General features: G+C 73.6%; 16 protein-coding genes. 2 read left to right on the forward strand and 14 right to left on the reverse strand.

The window, feature by feature from the left end; all coding sequences use genetic code 11:
- Nucleotides 1–10 precede the first annotated feature (10 nt).
- From carB to pyrR, 5 genes are read right to left on the reverse strand one after another with little or no spacing between them, the layout of a single operon-like run.
- The gene (gene carB / locus AB0G14_RS25395; RefSeq protein ID WP_357701400.1) at nucleotides 11–3,382 is read right to left on the reverse strand and encodes a carbamoyl-phosphate synthase large subunit; all 3,372 of its coding nucleotides are present in this window, start codon (nucleotides 3,380–3,382) and stop codon (nucleotides 11–13) included.
- Nucleotides 3,375–4,541 carry a glutamine-hydrolyzing carbamoyl-phosphate synthase small subunit gene (gene carA / locus AB0G14_RS25400; protein WP_357701402.1) on the reverse strand — a complete coding sequence of 389 codons (1,167 nt, stop codon included), beginning with the start codon at nucleotides 4,539–4,541 and terminating at the stop codon, nucleotides 3,375–3,377. The genes carB and carA overlap by 8 nt, the downstream gene beginning before the upstream one ends.
- Entirely contained in the window at nucleotides 4,538–5,869 is a 1,332-nt protein-coding gene (locus AB0G14_RS25405) for a dihydroorotase (protein ID WP_357701404.1), read from the reverse strand. The genes carA and AB0G14_RS25405 overlap by 4 nt, the downstream gene beginning before the upstream one ends.
- Nucleotides 5,866–6,792, reverse strand: a complete 927-nt coding sequence (locus AB0G14_RS25410; RefSeq protein ID WP_357701406.1) for an aspartate carbamoyltransferase catalytic subunit — start codon at nucleotides 6,790–6,792, stop codon at nucleotides 5,866–5,868. Before AB0G14_RS25410 ends, AB0G14_RS25405 begins: the two co-directional genes overlap by 4 nt.
- Nucleotides 6,789–7,373 carry a bifunctional pyr operon transcriptional regulator/uracil phosphoribosyltransferase PyrR gene (gene pyrR, locus AB0G14_RS25415; RefSeq protein ID WP_350708956.1) on the reverse strand — a complete coding sequence of 195 codons (585 nt, stop codon included), beginning with the start codon at nucleotides 7,371–7,373 and terminating at the stop codon, nucleotides 6,789–6,791. Before pyrR ends, AB0G14_RS25410 begins: the two co-directional genes overlap by 4 nt.
- A gap of 283 nt (nucleotides 7,374–7,656) precedes the next feature.
- Here pyrR and AB0G14_RS25420 point away from each other — a divergent pair, with 283 nt between their 5' ends.
- A complete protein-coding gene (locus tag AB0G14_RS25420; RefSeq protein ID WP_013285505.1) occupies nucleotides 7,657–8,145 on the forward strand; it encodes a helix-turn-helix domain-containing protein in 489 nt (162 codons plus the stop codon).
- A 110-nt stretch (nucleotides 8,146–8,255) separates the two neighbouring features.
- Here the strand turns inward: AB0G14_RS25420 and nusB are convergent, their stop codons facing one another.
- From nusB to AB0G14_RS25445, 5 genes are all read right to left on the reverse strand, one after another.
- Nucleotides 8,256–8,666, reverse strand: a complete 411-nt coding sequence (nusB, locus tag AB0G14_RS25425; RefSeq protein ID WP_357701454.1) for a transcription antitermination factor NusB — start codon at nucleotides 8,664–8,666, stop codon at nucleotides 8,256–8,258.
- A 23-nt stretch (nucleotides 8,667–8,689) separates the two neighbouring features.
- Nucleotides 8,690–9,247: an elongation factor P gene (gene efp, locus AB0G14_RS25430; protein WP_013285503.1), complete on the reverse strand. Its 558-nt coding sequence runs from the start codon at nucleotides 9,245–9,247 to the stop codon at nucleotides 8,690–8,692.
- A 449-nt stretch (nucleotides 9,248–9,696) separates the two neighbouring features.
- Nucleotides 9,697–10,152: a type II 3-dehydroquinate dehydratase gene (aroQ, locus tag AB0G14_RS25435; protein ID WP_357701409.1), complete on the reverse strand. Its 456-nt coding sequence runs from the start codon at nucleotides 10,150–10,152 to the stop codon at nucleotides 9,697–9,699.
- Nucleotides 10,149–11,225: a 3-dehydroquinate synthase gene (gene aroB, locus AB0G14_RS25440; protein ID WP_357701411.1), complete on the reverse strand. Its 1,077-nt coding sequence runs from the start codon at nucleotides 11,223–11,225 to the stop codon at nucleotides 10,149–10,151. Before aroB ends, aroQ begins: the two co-directional genes overlap by 4 nt.
- Before the next feature lie 133 nt (nucleotides 11,226–11,358).
- Nucleotides 11,359–12,324, reverse strand: coding sequence for a YafY family protein (locus AB0G14_RS25445; protein ID WP_357701413.1), 966 nt, complete (start codon nucleotides 12,322–12,324; stop codon nucleotides 11,359–11,361).
- 81 nt (nucleotides 12,325–12,405) lie between these two features.
- Here AB0G14_RS25445 and AB0G14_RS25450 point away from each other — a divergent pair, with 81 nt between their 5' ends.
- Nucleotides 12,406–13,134, forward strand: a complete 729-nt coding sequence (locus AB0G14_RS25450; RefSeq protein ID WP_357701415.1) for an alpha/beta hydrolase — start codon at nucleotides 12,406–12,408, stop codon at nucleotides 13,132–13,134.
- A gap of 132 nt (nucleotides 13,135–13,266) precedes the next feature.
- On the opposite strand, the gene AB0G14_RS25455 is transcribed toward AB0G14_RS25450, so the two are convergent.
- From AB0G14_RS25455 to AB0G14_RS25470, 4 genes are all read right to left on the reverse strand, one after another.
- A complete protein-coding gene (locus AB0G14_RS25455; RefSeq protein ID WP_357701417.1) occupies nucleotides 13,267–13,770 on the reverse strand; it encodes a shikimate kinase in 504 nt (167 codons plus the stop codon).
- Nucleotides 13,771–13,816: 46 nt separating this feature from the next.
- Complete coding sequence (aroC, locus tag AB0G14_RS25460; protein WP_357701419.1) at nucleotides 13,817–14,995, reverse strand: chorismate synthase; 1,179 nt, start codon at nucleotides 14,993–14,995, stop codon at nucleotides 13,817–13,819.
- A 184-nt stretch (nucleotides 14,996–15,179) separates the two neighbouring features.
- Nucleotides 15,180–16,100, reverse strand: coding sequence for a glycosyltransferase family 2 protein (locus tag AB0G14_RS25465; RefSeq protein ID WP_357701421.1), 921 nt, complete (start codon nucleotides 16,098–16,100; stop codon nucleotides 15,180–15,182).
- Nucleotides 16,097–16,711 (reverse strand): glycosyltransferase, encoded by a 615-nt coding sequence (locus AB0G14_RS25470; protein WP_357701456.1) that lies wholly within the window; start codon nucleotides 16,709–16,711, stop codon nucleotides 16,097–16,099. The genes AB0G14_RS25465 and AB0G14_RS25470 overlap by 4 nt, the downstream gene beginning before the upstream one ends.
- Nucleotides 16,712–16,725 lie beyond the last annotated feature (14 nt).

The following is a 16,725-nucleotide window of genomic DNA, read 5'->3' on the forward strand; positions in this document are numbered from 1 at the left end:
TGGGGGCGGGTCACTCGGCGGCCCGCAGGGCGGCGTGCAGCTCCTGGAGGGGGCGGACCTGCATGTCGCCCCGGATGCGCGCCTCGATGCCCATCACGGCCGCCGCCGCGCCCGGCACGGTGGTGATGCACGGGATGTCCGCCGTGACGGCGGCGCTGCGGATCTCGTAGCCGTCCGAGCGGGCGCTGGCACCCGAGCCCTGCGGGGTGTTGATGACCAGGGCGACGTCGCCGCCGAGGATCAGCGACACCGCGTCCTCGCCCGCGCCGGACTCGTAGTGCTTGCGGATCTGCTCGCAGGCGATGCCGTGCCGGCGCAGCACCTCGGCGGTGCCGGTGGTGGCGACGATCTCGAAGCCCAGGTCGGCCAGGCGCTTCACCGGGAAGATCATGCCGCGCTTGTCCCGGTTGGCGACCGACACGAAGATCTTCCCGGCGGTCGGCAGCGAGCCGTACGCGGCCGACTGCGACTTGGCGAAGGCGTTCCCGAAGGCCGTGTCGATGCCCATCACCTCGCCGGTCGACTTCATCTCCGGCCCGAGCAGCGAATCCATGCCCTTGCCCGTCGGGGTGCGGAACCGCTTGAACGGCAGCACCGCCTCCTTGACCGCGATCGGGGCGCCGGCCGGCAGCGAGCCGCCGTCCCCGGTGGCCGGGAGCAGCCCCTCGGCACGCAGCTCGGCGATGGTGGCGCCGAGCGCGATCCGGGCCGCCGCCTTCGCCAGCGGCACCGCCGTGGCCTTGGAGACGAACGGGACCGTCCGGGACGCGCGGGGGTTCGCCTCCAGCACGTAGAGCACGTCGTCCTTCAGCGCGTACTGCACGTTGAGCAGGCCGCGCACGCCGATGCCCCGGGCGATCGCCTCCGTGTAGCGGCGGACCTGCGCGACGTGCGAGCCGGCCAGGGTGATCGGCGGCAGCGAGCAGGACGAGTCGCCGGAGTGGATGCCGGCCTCCTCGATGTGCTCCATCACCCCGCCGAGGTAGACCTCGCCGTCGGCGTCGCAGAGCGCGTCCACGTCGATCTCGATGGCGTCGTCGAGGAACCGGTCCACGAGCACCGGGTGGTCCGGGGAGATGTCGGTGGCCCGCCCGATGTAGTCGCGCAGCGTCGCGTCGTCGTAGACGATCTCCATGCCGCGCCCGCCCAGCACGTACGACGGCCGGACCAGCACCGGGTAGCCGATCTCGTCGGCGATCGCCTTCGCCTCGTCGTACGAGGTGGCCATGCCGTGCGCCGGGGCGCGCAGCCCGGCCCGGGCCAGCACCGCCCCGAACGCGCCCCGCTCCTCCGCCAGGTGGATCGACTCCGGGGAGGTGCCGACGACCGGCACACCCGCGTCCTTGAGCCGCTGCGCCAGGCCCAGCGGGGTCTGCCCGCCGAGCTGCACGATCACCCCGACCACGCCCGGCCCGCCGGCCGCCCTGCCGGAGGAGTCCTCCGCGTGCCAGACCTCCAGCACGTCCTCGAAGGTGAGCGGCTCGAAGTAGAGCCGGTCGGCCGTGTCGTAGTCGGTGGAGACCGTCTCCGGGTTGCAGTTGACCATCACGGTCTCGTAGCCGCCGCCCGTCACGCCGCCGGCCGGCGCGCTTCGCAGCGCCTGAACCGCGTGCACGCAGGAGTAGTCGAACTCGATGCCCTGCCCGATCCGGTTCGGCCCGGAGCCGAGGATCAGCACCTTCGGCCGGTCCGACCCGACGACCTCCGTCTCGGAGTCGTAGGAGGAGTAGTGGTAGGGCGTGCTCGCCTCGAACTCGGCGGCGCAGGTGTCCACGGTCTTGTAGACCGGGCGGACGTCCAGGCGGTGCCGCAGCGTGCGTACGCCGTCCTCGGCGGCCAGCTCCGGGCGCAGCGCGGCCAGCTGCCGGTCGGACAACCCGGCCCGCTTGGCCAGGCGCAACAGGTCGGCGTCGAGCACCGGCGCGGCGACGATCTCCGCGCGCAGCTCGACCAGGGCGGCGATCTGGTCCAGGAACCACGGGTCGATCCCGCCGGACGCGGCGGCCACCTCGGCGATCGAGGCGCCCAGCCGCAGCGCCCGCTCCACCGTGTAGAGCCGGCCGTCGTGCGGCATCCGCAGCGCGGCGAGGGTGTTCTCCTTCGTCGCGCCGGCCGGGTCGGGCAGCGTCCAGAAGCCGCCCGCCTTGGTCTCCAGCGAGCGCATCGCCTTGTTCAGCGCCTCGCTGAAGTTGCGGCCCAGGCTCATCGCCTCGCCGACGGACTTCATCGTGGTGGTCAGCTCCGGGTCCGCGCCGGGGAACTTCTCGAACGCGAACCGCGGGATCTTCACCACCACGTAGTCCAGGGTCGGCTCGAACGCCGCCGGGGTCTTCAGCGTGATGTCGTTGGGGATCTCGTCCAGGGTGTAGCCGATGGCCAGCTTCGCGGCGATCTTCGCGATCGGGAAGCCGGTGGCCTTGGAGGCCAGCGCCGACGACCGGGACACCCGCGGGTTCATCTCGATCACCACGATCCGGCCGTCGGCCGGGTTCACCGCGAACTGGATGTTGCAGCCGCCGGTGTCCACGCCGACCTCGCGCAGCACCGCGATGCCCAGGTCGCGCAGCTGCTGGTACTCCCGGTCGGTCAGCGTCATGGCCGGGGCCACGGTGACGCTGTCGCCGGTGTGCACACCCATCGGGTCGACGTTCTCGATCGAGCAGACGACCACCACGTTGTCGTGCCGGTCGCGCATGAGTTCGAGCTCGTACTCCTTCCAGCCGAGCACGCTCTCCTCGATGAGCACCTCGTGCACCGGGCTGGCGGTGAGCCCGTCACCCGCGATGCGGGCCAGCTCCTCCGGGGTGTGCGCCATGCCGGAGCCGAGGCCGCCCATCGTGAACGACGGCCGGATCACCACCGGCAGGCCCAGCTCGGCGACCGTGGCCTCGACCTCGGCCATCGAGTGGCAGACCCGGGACCGGGGCACCAGGCCGGACGGGTCGTCCAGGCCCAGGCGTACGCCGGCCTTGGCGACGATGTCCTTGAACAGCTGGCGGTCCTCGCCCCGGTTGATCGCCTCGATGTTGGCGCCGATCAGCTCGACACCGTACTTCTCCAGCACGCCCGCATCGTGCAGGGCGACCGCGGTGTTCAGCGCGGTCTGCCCGCCCAGGGTGGGCAGGATCGCGTCCGGGCGCTCCTTGGCGATGACCAGCTCGACGAACTCCGGGGTGATCGGCTCGACGTAGGTGGCGTCGGCGAACTCCGGGTCCGTCATGATCGTCGCCGGGTTCGAGTTGACCAGGCTGACCCGGATCCCCTCGCTGCGCAGCACCCGGCACGCCTGGGTGCCGGAGTAGTCGAACTCGCAGGCCTGCCCGATCACGATCGGCCCGGAGCCGATCACCAGGATGTGCTTGAGATCGGTCCGCTTAGGCATGTGTGCGCCCCTCGTTCTGGGTCCGGCCCTCGATCAGCTCGGCGAAGCGGTCGAAGAGGTAGTCCGCGTCGTGCGGACCGGCTGCCGCCTCCGGGTGGTACTGGACGGTGAAGGCGGGCACGTCCTTGGCCCGCAGCCCCTCGACGACGTTGTCATTGAGGCAGACGTGACTGACCTGGACGCCACCGAACTCGGTCTCGATCACCTGATCGGGTACGACCGCGCCCTGCCGTGCGCCCGGGACCTCGACCGCGAAGCCGTGGTTGTGGCTGGTCACCTCGACCTTGCCGGTGACCCGGTCGAGCACCGGCTGGTTGATCCCCCGGTGGCCGTAGCCCAGCTTGTACGTGCCGAAGCCGAGCGCCCGGCCGAGGATCTGGCTGCCGAAGCAGATGCCGAACAGCGGTACCTTCCGGCGCAGCACCTCGCGGGCCAGCGCCACCGGCGCGTCCGCGGTGGCCGGGTCGCCGGGGCCGGGCGAGAAGAAGACGGCGTCCGCGCCGGTGGCGAGCAGGTCGTCGATGGTGGACGTGGCGGGCAGCACGTGGGTGGTGACGCCGCGCGCGGCCAGCCGGCGCGGCACGTTGCGCTTGATGCCCAGGTCCAGCGCGGCCACCGTGAAGCGGTGCTCGCCCTCGGCCGCCACCACGTACGGCTTCGCGGTGGTCACCTCGGCGGAGAGGTCCGCGCCGACCATCTCCGGGGCCTGCCGCACCCGGGCCAGCAGGGCCCGCGGGTCGGTCTCGACGCTGGAGATGCCGACCCGCATCGCGCCGCGCTCGCGCAGGTGCCGGGTCAGCGCCCGGGTGTCCACGCCGCTGATGCCGACCACGCCCTCGGCGGCCAGCCGGTCCTCCAGCCCGCCGGTGGCCCGCCAGTTCGAGCCGATCCGCGCCGGGTCGCGGACCACGTAGCCGGCGACCCAGATCCGGCCGGACTCGTCGTCCTCGCCGTTGACGCCGGTGTTGCCGATGTGCGGGGCGGTCTGCACGACCACCTGCCGGTGGTAGGAGGGGTCGGTCAGGGTCTCCTGGTAGCCGGTCATGCCGGTGTTGAAGACCGCCTCGCCGAAGGTCTCCCCGACGCTGCCGTACGCCTCGCCGTGGAACGTGCGCCCGTCCTCCAGCACGAGGATCGCGGGCCTGCGCTTGGTGCTCACTTGACAGCCTTTCCGTCCAGGACCGTCGGCTCGCCGCGCAGGAAGGTCGCCACGATGCGACCCGGCAGCGTCATGCGGGCGTACGGGGTGTTGCGGCTGCGACTGGCCAGCTCCGCCGGCTCGATGGTGCGGCGGGCGGCCGGGTCGACCAGGGTCAGGTTGGCGGGCACGCCGGGCGCCGGGTCGAGGCCGTGCCCCTCCAGGCCGGCGATCCGGGCCGGGGTGCGCGACATCCGCTCGGCGATCAGGTCCCACTCGGGGCCGAGCACGTCGAGGGCGATGGACAGCGCCGTCTCCAGGCCGAGCATGCCCGGCCGGGCGTACGCCCACTCGCACTCCTTGTCCTCCACGGCGTGCGGGGCGTGGTCGGTGGCGACGATGTCGATCACGCCCTCGACCAGGGCGGCCCGCAGCGCGGCGATGTCGGTCGCGGTGCGCAGCGGCGGGTTGACCTTGTAGACCGGGTCGTAGGCTCCGGCTGGGCTCCAGTTGTTCGCGAGTGCGGGGCTCGCAAGCTCACTCCTCCCGCTCACGACCTCGTCGGTGAGCAGCAGGTGGTGCGGGGTCACCTCGGCGGTGACCCGGATGCCCCGGGCCTTGGCCTGGCGCAGCACCTCGACGCTGCCGGCGGTGGAGACGTGGCAGACGTGCAGCCGGCTGCCGACGTGCTCGGCGAGCAGCACGTCCCGCGCGATGATCGCCTCCTCGGCGACCGCCGGCCAGCCGGTCAGGCCGAGCCGGGTCGACACCTCGCCCTCGTGCATCTGCGCGCCCTCGGTGAGCCGGGGCTCCTCGGCGTGCTGGGCGATGATCCCGTCGAACGCCTTGACGTACTCCAGGGCGCGGCGCATCAGCTTCGGGTCGGCGACGCAGTGCCCGTCGTCGGAGAAGATCCGCACCCGGGCCGCCGAGTCGGCCATCGCGCCCAGCTCGGCGAGCTGCTCGCCGGCCAGACCGACGGTGACCGCACCGATGGGCTGCACGTCGACCAGCCCGGCCTCCCGGCCGAGCCGCCAGACCTGCTCGACCACGCCGGCGGTGTCGGCGACCGGCGAGGTGTTGGCCATCGCGCAGACGGCGGTGTAGCCGCCGAGCGCCGCCGCCCGGGACCCGGACTCGACGGTCTCGGCGTCCTCCCGGCCGGGCTCGCGCAGGTGGGTGTGCAGGTCGACCAGGCCGGGCAGGGCGACCAGCCCGGTGCCGTCGACGACGGTGGCGTCCGGCGCGTCCAGCCCGGCGCCGACGGCCGCGACGACGCCGTCGCGGATCAGCAGGTCGGTCGGCGCGGCGCCGACGACGCTCACGTTGGAGATGAGGTACGAACTCACCGGTTGTTCCCCCCGAGCAGCAGGTAGAGGACGGCCATCCGGACGGAGACCCCGTTGGCGACCTGTTCAACGATGGTGGAGCGGGGCGAGTCGGCGACCTCGGCCGTGATCTCCATGCCCCGGTTCATCGGGCCGGGGTGCATGACGATCGCGTGCTCTGGCAGCCGGCGCATCCGCGGGCCGTCCAGGCCGTAGCGGCGGGCGTACTCGCGGGCGGACGGGAAGTAGGAGTCGTTCATCCGCTCCCGCTGCACCCGCAGCATCATCACCACGTCCGACTGCGGCAGCACCGCGTCGAGGTCGTAGGAGACGTCGGTGCCGGGCGCGAGCGCCTGCGCGATGTGGACGGGGATCAGCGTCGGCGGCCCGACCAGGGTCACCTTGGCGCCGAGGGTGGACAGCAGCAGCACGTTGGAGCGGGCCACCCGGCTGTGCAGCACGTCCCCGACCACCGCGACCGACAGGCCGGCCAGCCGCCCCAGCCGGGAGCGCATCGTGTACGCGTCGAGCAGCGCCTGGGTGGGGTGCTCGTGGGTGCCGTCGCCGGCGTTGACCACCGAGCCGTCGACCCAGTCGGCGAGCCGGTGCGGGGCGCCGGAGGCGGGGTGCCGGACGACCACCGCGTCGGCGCCCATCGCCTGGAGGGTCAGCGCGGTGTCCTTCAGGCTCTCGCCCTTCGCCACGCTGGAGCCCTTGGCCGAGAAGTTGATCACGTCGGCGCTGAGCCGCTTCGCCGCCGCCTCGAACGAGATCCGGGTCCGGGTGGAGTCCTCGTAGAAGAGGTTGACCACGGTGCGACCCCGCAGGGCGGGCAGCTTCTTGACCTCCCGGCCGGCGACGGTGGCCATCTCGGCGGCGGTGTCCAGGATCTGGGTGGCCGTGGCGGCGTCGAGGTCGGCGCCGGAGAGCAGGTGCCTGATCATGAGGGGGTCCCCCCGTACAGCTTGACCTCGTCGGCGCCGTCGGTCTCCGCGAGGGTGACCTTCACGCTCTCCGCGAGGGAGGTCGGGATGTTCTTGCCGACGTAGTCGGCGCGGATCGGCAGCTCGCGGTGCCCACGGTCGACCAGGACGGCGAGCTGGACGGACGCCGGGCGCCCCACGTCGTTGAGCGCGTCGAGCGCCGCCCGCACCGTACGTCCGGAGAAGAGCACGTCGTCGACGAGGATGACCCGCTTGCCGTCGATGCCGCCGGGCGGCACCTGGGTCGGCCCGACCGCGCGGGTGGCGTGCCGGCGCAGGTCGTCGCGGTAGAGGGTGATGTCGAGCACGCCGACCGGGACGGTCACGTCCTCGAAGGTGCTGATCCGGGCGGCGAGCCGTTTCGCGAGCGGGGCGCCCCGGGTGGGGATGCCGAGCAGGACGGTGTTCTCGGCGCCCTGGGTCTTCTCCAGGATCTGGTGGGCGATGCGGTCGACCACGCGCTGAACGTCGGCGCTGGCGAGGATCACCTTCACCGAGGGTTGTCGCGGCGGCGACGACTGGGCAGCCGGTGGGTAGGCCACGGCGGACCTCCTTCCCCGCCTCACGGGACGGGTCGTTAAAGGACGTCGGATGCCGGCGCCGGACCGCGAGCGGCCGGACCGGGGCTTCACGCCACGTTACCAGTGGTCACCGCGCCAACCGCCGCCGGCCACTGACCCTTTAATCAGCCGACGAAACGGGACAACTCTCCCGACGGTCCCCAACGGTAGGGTCACGACCACTTGACCACGTGTCGCAATCCCCGTACCGTCACGCTCCGTAGCGATCGCTGGGAGAACCCCGAGCAGCACTGGGAGTGTCCGAATGCCCTCTGAATACGCCAAGTCTCTGGGCGCCCGCCTGCGCTCCATCCGCCAGCAGCAGGGCCTGTCCCTGCAGGGCGTGGAGGAGAAGTCGAACGGGCGGTGGAAGGCGGTGGTGGTCGGTTCGTACGAGCGCGGCGACCGCGCCGTCACGGTGTCGCGCCTGGCCGAGCTGGCCGACTTCTACCGCGTTCCCGTCTCGGAGCTGCTGCCCGACGGCAGCGGGGTGCGCCACGAGCCCACCAGCAAGATCGTCCTGGACCTGGAGCGGCTGTACGACGAGGCCTCCGAGGACCTGGCCTACGTCGCCCGCTACGCGCGCGCCATCCAGCAGCAGCGCGGTGACTACAACGGGCGCGTGCTCTCGATCCGCGCCGACGACCTGCGCGCGCTCGCGATCGTCTACGACGCCTCGCCGTCCGGCCTGATCGAGCGGCTCACCGAGCACGGTGTGCTGGTCGCCGACCCGCGGGCGTTCTTCGCCTCCTGAGCCCGACCACGAGAAGGGCCCGTGCCGTCCGGCACGGGCCCTTCTGTCGTACGTGTCACACGGCGCCGGCGGCGAGGACGCCGCGAGTGCCGGGAATGCTGCGGGCCGCCTCAGCGGGTGGCGTACTCGGCGATGCGGCCGAGGATCCCGTTGAGGAAGCGCGGGGAGTCGTCGGTCGACATCTGCCGGGCCAGCTCGACGGCCTCGCTGATCGCCACCGCGTCGTCGATCTCGTCGACGTAGAGCAGCTCGTAGACCGCGATGCGGGCCAGGTTGCGGTCGACCACGGGCATCCGGCCGAGCGTCCAGCCCTCGGCGTAGCTGGCGATCACCTCGTCGATCCGGTCGAGGTGCGCGGCCACCCCCTCGACCAGGCTCACCGCGTATCCCAGGTGCTCGGGCCGGGGCTTCTCGATCCGCTCGATGTAGCCGGCGAGCACCTCGACCGGCGGACGGTCCCGCAGGTCGGCCTCGAAGAGCACGTCCAGCGCCCGCTTGCGCGCCTTGCGGCGCGCCGGCATCTGCTGCTTGGGACCCTCGGCCATCAGGCGCGGCCGAGGTAACGGCCGTCGCGGGTGTCGACCTTGATCTTCTCGCCGGTGGTGATGAAGAGCGGGACCTGCACGGTCGCGCCGGTCTCGACGGTGGCCGGCTTGTTGCCGCCGGTCGACCGGTCGCCCTGCAGACCCGGCTCGGTGTAGGTGACCTCCAGCACGACGCTGGTCGGCAGCTCGATGTAGAGCGGGACGCTCTCGTGGGTGGCGACGGTCGCCTCGGCCTCGGGCAGCAGGTAGTTCGCCGCCTCGCCGACGGTGCCGCCGGGGACGGTGATCTGGTCGAACGTCTCCAGATCCATGAAGACGTAGTCCTCGCCGTCGGCGTACAGATACTGCATCGTGCGCTTGTCCACGGTCGCGGTCTCGACCTTGGTGCCCGCGTTGAAGGTCTTGTCGACCACCTTGCCGGACAGCACGTTCTTCAGCGTGGTACGCACGAACGCACCACCCTTACCGGGCTTGACGTGCTGGAACTCGACGACGGCCCAGAGCTCTCCGTCGAGGTTGAGTACCAGGCCGTTCTTCAGGTCGTTGGTGGTGGCCATTTCCTGCCTTGATCATCAATTGGCGGACAGACCTGGCAAGTCTACTAGTTGCGCCGCGCACCGCTGCCCGCCGTCTACCGGCGCCCGCCGCGTCCACCCCTGCCCCGCCCGCACCACCGGCCGTCTCCACCGCTCCACACCCGTGACCCTCCGCACATGGCGCTCGCCCGTCGGGCACCCACCTCGCGCGCCCTTTGCTCTGCACCCACGGACGCACCGCTCACCGTGTGTGACACTCGTCGCGCAGCGACCTCTTGCGGCTGGCCGAAGACTCCCAGCTCAGGCCGCCGGTGCGCATGTGGGTGCAGAGCAAAGCGTCCGCGAGGCGTTTCACGGACGCGAGGAAAGCAGTGACGCGGAGTGACGGGTGTCGAGCGTCACTCAGCGCGACGAGTAACCGGAGTCCGGCCCGGCCGACGGATTTCCCCGACTGCTCGGCGGTCGCGCCGTCAGCGGTTTCGGTTTCCGTGGGCCAGGCGGGCCAGGTGGGCCAGGTGGTGCAGGGCCAGGCGGTAGCCGTCGACGCCGAGCCCGCAGATCACCCCGGTCGCGACCGCCGAGACCACGGAGTGGTGCCGGAACTCCTCCCGGGCGTGGATGTTGGAGATGTGCACCTCGACCAGCGGCCCGCGCAGCATCGCGCAGGCGTCCCGGACCGCGTACGAGTAGTGCGACCAGGCCGCCGGGTTGAGCACCACCGCGGCGCCCTCGTCGGCGGCGGCGTGCAGCCAGCCCAGCAGCTCGTGCTCGGCGTCGGTCTGCCGGACGGTCACGTCCAGGCCGAGCTCGCGCCCGGTCGCCTCACAGAGCGCCACGAGGTCCGCGTAGCTGGTCGCGCCGTAGACGTCCGGCTGGCGGGTGCCGAGCCGGCCGAGGTTGGGGCCGTTGAGCACGTAGACCCTCACGCCGCGACCTCGCGGTAGGCCGCCTCCAGCAGGTCGTCCGCCGGGCCCTCCAGGATGGCGGGGCGGGCCAGCCCGTCCAGCACCACGAAGCGCAGTTGGCTGCCCCGGGCCTTCTTGTCCACCCGCATCGTGGCCAGCAGTCGGGGCCAGGCGTCGGCCGGGTAGCTGGTGGGCAGGCCCAACGCCGCCATCGCCGTGCGGTGCCGTTCCGCCGTGGCGGCGTCCAAGCGGCCGGCGAGCCGCGCCAGCTCACCGGCGTAGACCATGCCGACGGCCACCGCGTGCCCGTGCCGCCAGCGGTAGCCCTCCTCCTTCTCGATGGCGTGGGCGAGGGTGTGACCGTAGTTGAGCACCTCCCGCACCCCCGACTCGCGCAGGTCGCCGGAGACCACGTCGGCCTTGACCCGGATCGCCCGCTCGATCAGCTCCCGCGTCACGGGGCCGGTCGGGTCGGTGGCCGCCACCGGGTCCCGTTCCACCAGGTCGAGGATCACCGGGTCGGCGATGAACCCGCACTTGACCACCTCGGCGAGGCCGGCGGCGAGGTCGGCCGGGGGCAGGCTGTCCAGGGTCGCCAGGTCGGCGAGGACCCCGACCGGCGGGTGGAACGCGCCCACCAGGTTCTTCCCGGCCGAGGTGTTGATCCCGGTCTTGCCACCCACTGCGGCGTCGACCATGCCCAGCAGTGAGGTCGCCACCGGCACCCAGCGCACGCCGCGTAGCCAGGACGCCGCCACGAAGCCGGCCAGGTCGGTGACGGCGCCGCCGCCCACCCCGACCACCGCGTCGGTGCGGGTGAACCCGGCCTCGCCCAGCTTGTCCCAGCAGGCCGCGGCGACATGGATGTGCTTGCCCGCCTCGGCGTCCGGCACCTCGATCGGCAGCGGCGCGACGCCGGCCGCGCGCAGCCGGTCGCCGATCGCGTCGGCCAACTCCTTGAGCGGGGGCGCGTGCAGCACCGCCACCCGGGTCGCGCCCGGCAGCAGGCCGGGCAGCGCGTCGAGCAGGTCGCGTCCCACCAGCACGTCGTACGGGCGCTCGCCGCCGACCGGGATCCGGGTCATTTCGTCCATCGCCGGCAGCCTAGTCCAGCCGTCCGGTCCCGGACCGGGACTGTCCACGTGGTGGCCACCCGGCCCGCCGAAACCGCCGGCACGAGGCGACCGGGCCGCTGGCGCCGAGGCGACCGTGCCGCCGGCGGCCGGGTCAACCCGGCGTCCGTCCGGCCCAACCGGCGAGCCGGCGGGCGTGCTCGGTCACCGCGGTACGCAGGGCGTCCGGGCTCAGCACGGTGAACGGCCAGCCCAGCCCGGCGAGCAGTTGGGCCATCCCGTCGAGGTTCTCCGCGCGGGTGCGCAACAGCACCCCGTCGGCGCTTTCCGTCAGCTCGGCCACGCTCGGCGGGACCCGCCGTCGGGCCGTCGCCAGGTCGGTCTCGAGCAGCACCTCGACGTCGTGGGCGTAGGGCACGCCGGCCAGCGAGCGGGTCACCTGGGCCACCGGGTCGAAGCCGTCGGGCACGGCGAACGTCTCCTCCCCCGTCTCGACCTCGCCGATCCGGTCCAGGCGGAACGTGCGCACCTCCCCGCGCAGGTGGTCATGCCCCGTGACGTACCACCGGCCGGCGTGGAAGACCAGGCCGTACGGGTCGAGCTGCCGCCGGGAGGCTGCGCCGGACCAGGAGCGGTAGTCCAGCCGCACCCGGCGCCGGTGCCGGGCGGCCGCGCCGAGGGTGAGCAACGTCCCGGTCGCCGGGCGGGCCTCCGCCGTGGGGCGCCGCAGCGTGAAGCCGAGGTGCTCCTGCACGGCGGCGAGCCGGTCGCCCAGCGCGGACGGGAGCACCCGGCGGATCTTGGCCAGCGCGGTGGCGGTCGCCGGTTCCTCGGTGCCCAGCCCGAGCCGCTCGGCGGCGACCAGCCCGAGCAGCACGGCCACCGCCTCGTCGTCGGTGAGCATCAGCGGCGGCAGCTTGTAGCCGGGGCGCAGCCGGTAGCCGCCGTGGCGGCCCCGCTCGGCGGCCACCGGGATGCCCAGCTCGGCCAGCGTCGCGGCGTAGCGCCGCACGGTGCGCTCGTCCACCGACAGCCGGCGGGCCAGCTCGGCCCCGGTGAGCCGGTGGTGGCTCTGGAGCAGCTCGAGCATGCCGAGCACCCTGGCGGCGGGATGTGACACGGACCACTCCTTCAATCAGGACGGAAAGCGTCCGGATTCGATCGTACGGTCTCCCGGAGCGACGACAGAGGGAGAAGGCAGATGACGACGTTCGTGCTGGTTCCGGGCTTCTGGCTGGGTGGTTGGGCGTGGCGGGAGGTGACCGCGGCGCTGCGCGAGCAGGGCCACGAGGTGTACCCGGTGACGCTGACCGGGTTGGCCGAGCGCGCCCACCTGGCCGGCCCCGAGGTGGGCCTGGAGACGCACACCACCGACGTCGTCCGGCTGATCGAGGTGGAGGACCTGCACGACGTGGTGCTGGTGGGGCACTCCGGTGGCGGGCTGCCGGTGACCCAGGCGGCCGACCGCGTCCCGGACCGGATCGCCCGGGTGGTCTATGTGGAGAGCGGGCCGATGCCGGACGGCATGTCGCAGTTCGACGCCAACCCGCCGGAGGAGCAGGAGCGGCTGCGCGCCCGGATCGGCGACGGCCACCTGCTGCCCCCGCCCGCGTGGGACCCGGCCGAGGACCCGGAGAACCTGGCCGGCCTGGACGCCGACGCGCTCGCGCTGCTGCGGCGGCGCGCCACCCCCCATCCGCTGCGCGCCGCCACCGACCCGGTGCGCCGCACCGGCGGGCGCGCGGTGCCGACCGCGCTGGTGGCCAGCACCTTCCCGCTGGAGGTGGTGGAGGGCATGATCGCGCAGGGGCACCCGTTCTTCGCGGGGCTGGCCGGTGGCCAGTTGCACGCGCTGCCCACCGGGCACTGGCCGATGCTCAGCGAGCCGAAGGGCCTGGCCGACGTGCTCGACCGGATCGCCGGGAGCTGACCACAGCCTGAGCGGCCACACCGTGACGGTGGCACCCGGCCCGGGCGGACGGCGCACCCCGCGCGGCGGCGGTCCCGCCCGCCGGATCCGGTCGCGGCACACTCGTGACGTACGCCGCGGCCGGCCGGTCGCTCAGTGCTTCAGCAGCGCCGCGACCTCGGCGGCGATCTCCTCCGGGGCCCGTCCGTCGGTGAGCACGGTCGCGGTGGCCACCTCGGCGTAGAGCGGGCGGCGCTGGTCCAGCAGGTGCTTCAGCGTCGCCCTCGGGTTGATCGCCAGCAGCGGCCGGCCCGCCCCCAGCCCGACGCGCTTGACGGCGTCGGGCAGCTCCACGGACAGGTGCACCACGGGGTGCCCGACCAGGGCGGCGCGGTTCTCCTCGGCGAGGACCGCGCCGCCGCCGAGGGCCAGCACCCCCTCGCAGGAGGCCAGCGCCGCCGCCACCGCCGCCCGTTCGAGGGTACGGAAGTGGGCCTCGCCCTCGTCGATGAAGATCTCCGGGATCGGCTTGCCGGCAAGCCGCGCGATGTCCACGTCCGTGTCGCGGAACTCGACCCCGAGCAGCTCCGCGAGCGCCTGCCCGATCGTGGTCTTGCCGGAGCCCGGCGCCCCGACCAGCACGCAGACCGGCGCCATCAGCGGCACCGCCCAGCGCCCTCGCGCCCGGCCGACCCGCCCGCGCTCACCGGATCACCAACGCGTCGAGGTAGCCGGCCAGGTTACGGCGGATCTCGGCGACGGAGTCGCCGCCGAACTTCTCGGTGGCCGCCTCGGCCAGCACCAGCGCCACCATCGCCTCGGCGACGACCGCGGCGGCGGGCACCGCGCAGACGTCCGAGCGCTGGTTGATGGCGGTGGCCGGCTCGCCGGTGGTGACGTCCACCGTCGCCAGGGCCCGGTTCAGCGACGAGATCGGCTTCATGGCGGCCTTCACCCGCAGCGGCTCGCCGGTGGTGATGCCGCCCTCCAGCCCGCCGGCCCGGTCGGTGATCCGGCGTACGCCGGTGGCGGTGGGCACGATCTCGTCGTGCGCCTCGGAGCCGCGGGAGCGCGCCTGCTGCCAGCCGTCCCCGATCTCGACGCCCTTGATCGCCTGGATGGACATCAGCGCGGTGGCGAGCCGGGCGTCGAGCTTGCGGTCCCACTGCACGTGGCTGCCCAGACCCGGCGGCACCCCGTACGCCAGCACCTCGACCACGCCGCCCAGGGTGTCGGCGGCCTTCTTCGCGGCGTCGACCTCGGCGACCATCCGGGCGCTGGCCTCGGGGTCGAGGCAACGCAGCGGGTCGGCGTCGATGCGGGCGGCGTCCTCGGGCGCCGGCCGCAGCCCGGGCTTGACGGCGACCGGGCCCAGCTCGACCACGTGGGAGACGATCTCGATGCCGAGCGCCTGCCGGACCAGCGCCTTGGCGACCGTGCCGACGGCGACCCGGGCGGCGGTCTCCCGCGCGCTCGCCCGCTCCAGGATCGGCCGGGCGTCGGTGTGGCCGTACTTCTGCATGCCGGCCAGGTCGGCGTGGCCCGGCCGGGGGCGGGTGAGCGGCGCGTTGCGGGCCTGGCTGGCCAGCTCCGCCGGGTCGACCGGGTCGGCGGCCATCACGGTGCGCCACTTGGGCCACTCGGAGTTGCCGACCCGGATCGCGACCGGGCTGCCGAGGGTCACCCCGTGCCGGAGCCCGCCGATGATCTCGACCTCGTCCTGCTCGAACGACATCCGGGCGCCCCGGCCGTAGCCGAGCCGGCGCCGGGCCAGCTCACCGGCGATGTCCCCGGTGGTCACCTCGACGCCGGCGGGCACGCCCTCCAGCAACGCGACGAGGGCGGGACCGTGCGATTCCCCTGCAGTCAACCAGCGCAACACAGCGGTCAGTCTGTCACGCCCGGTGGCCGTCGGCGTACGGTGCCCGCCGCGTCCCGCCCTGCGGACGCCGCCGTCCGACGAGCGGCCGGCGCCCGGAGCCGGGACAGGGCGCTCGGGGCGGGGACACCGACCCGGAACCCTGGATGACCCGGGGCGCGGGTTCCGGCGCCGCCGGCCCGCCGGCTCAGATGCCCCGGCCGCGCTTGTGCAGCGTACGCAGCACCGCGTCGGCGCGGACCACCCGCCCGGCCACGGCGAGGGCCAGGTACGCCCGCGGCTCGCGCGGGTTGCGCCGGATGGTGTGCCGGGCCCACCGCATCGCGCCCCGCCGGTCGCCGGAGGCGGCCCGGGCGAAGGCGATCTGCCCGGCGACCCGCGCCTCGCCGGCCGGCTGCGTGCCGAACTCCGGGTAGCGCTCCAGCAGCCACTGCAACGCCTCGGAGATGGTGTCCCAGCGCTGCGCGAAGTAGGACCGCTTGTGCCAGCGCACCAACACGTACGGCGTGCGCAGGTTGACCAGCGGCGCGCTGCGGGCGGCCCGGAGCAGGAACTCGTAGTCCTCCGCGTAGCTGCCCGGGATCTCCTCGTCGACCAGCCCGAACCCGTCCCGCAGCGCGGCGGCGCGGATCAGGAAGGTCGACGGGTGCAGCTCGGTCATCCGGTCGCGCAGCAGGTCGGCCAGGGTGACCGAGTCCTTCGGCAGCGCCCGGTCGACGGTGTGCCCGTCGTAGCTGACCCGGATGCCGCAGCTGACGAACTCCGCGTCGGGGGCGGCGGCGAGCGCCTCGACCTGGGCCCGCAGCTTGCCGGGCAGCCACTCGTCGTCGTCGTCACAGAACGCGACCAGTTCCCCGGTGGCCGCCAGGATGCCCGAGTTGCGGGCGCCGGCCAGGCCGGGGGTGCGCTCGTTGCGGATCACCCGCACCAGGCGGTCCGGGCGGGACAGCTCGGCCAGCGAGCCGTCCGGCTCGGACCGGTCGTACACGACCACCACCTCGACCGGGCCGGGGTGGTCCTGGTCGAGGACCGCCCGGACCGCGGCCCGGAGCAGCTCCGGCCGGTCCCGGGTCGGCACCACCACGCTGACGCTCGGGTGTCCGGTCATCGCCGCTCTCCGTTCCGGTCCGGCCGTGCCCACGGCCGCCACCTCGCCCGCTGCCGTCGTCCGGTCGACGCGGCCACCAGTTCCTCCACGATCCGCCCCACCTGCTCCACCGCGGCGCGGCGCGCCTCGGACGCGGCCGGGTCGGCCGCGACGGCGAACCGGGACGGGTCCGCCAGCCCCGCGGTGAGCGCCGCGAACAGCGCCTCCCGGGTCTCGGCCAGCGCCACCATGCCGGCCGCGCCCAGGCGGCGGGCGAAGAGCTGCTGGTGGTCGTCGACGTGCTCGCCCCGCGCCGGGTCCCGGGGCACCACGATCGGCAGGTGACCGTGCCGGCGGGCCTCCAGGATGGTGGCCGGCCCGCCGTGGCAGACCACCAGGTCGGCCTCGGCCATGGCGGCCTGGAGCTCGTCGTGGCCGAGGAACGGCACCGCCCCGGGCACGCCGGGCGCCCGGGTGTGTCCGTGCTGGACGGTCAGGCCGACCTCCTCGGCGACGCCGGGATGCCACTCCTCCAGCCAGCCGACCAGCCGGCCGAACGGGTGCTTGTCGGTGCCGACGGCGACCAGCAGCCGGGCGCGGGCGACGTCGTCGGGGTCGCGGGGTCGGGGCACCCGGCCCGCCTGCG

Source organism: Micromonospora sp. NPDC023814 (assembly GCF_040639595.1).
GTDB lineage: Bacteria > Actinomycetota > Actinomycetes > Mycobacteriales > Micromonosporaceae > Micromonospora.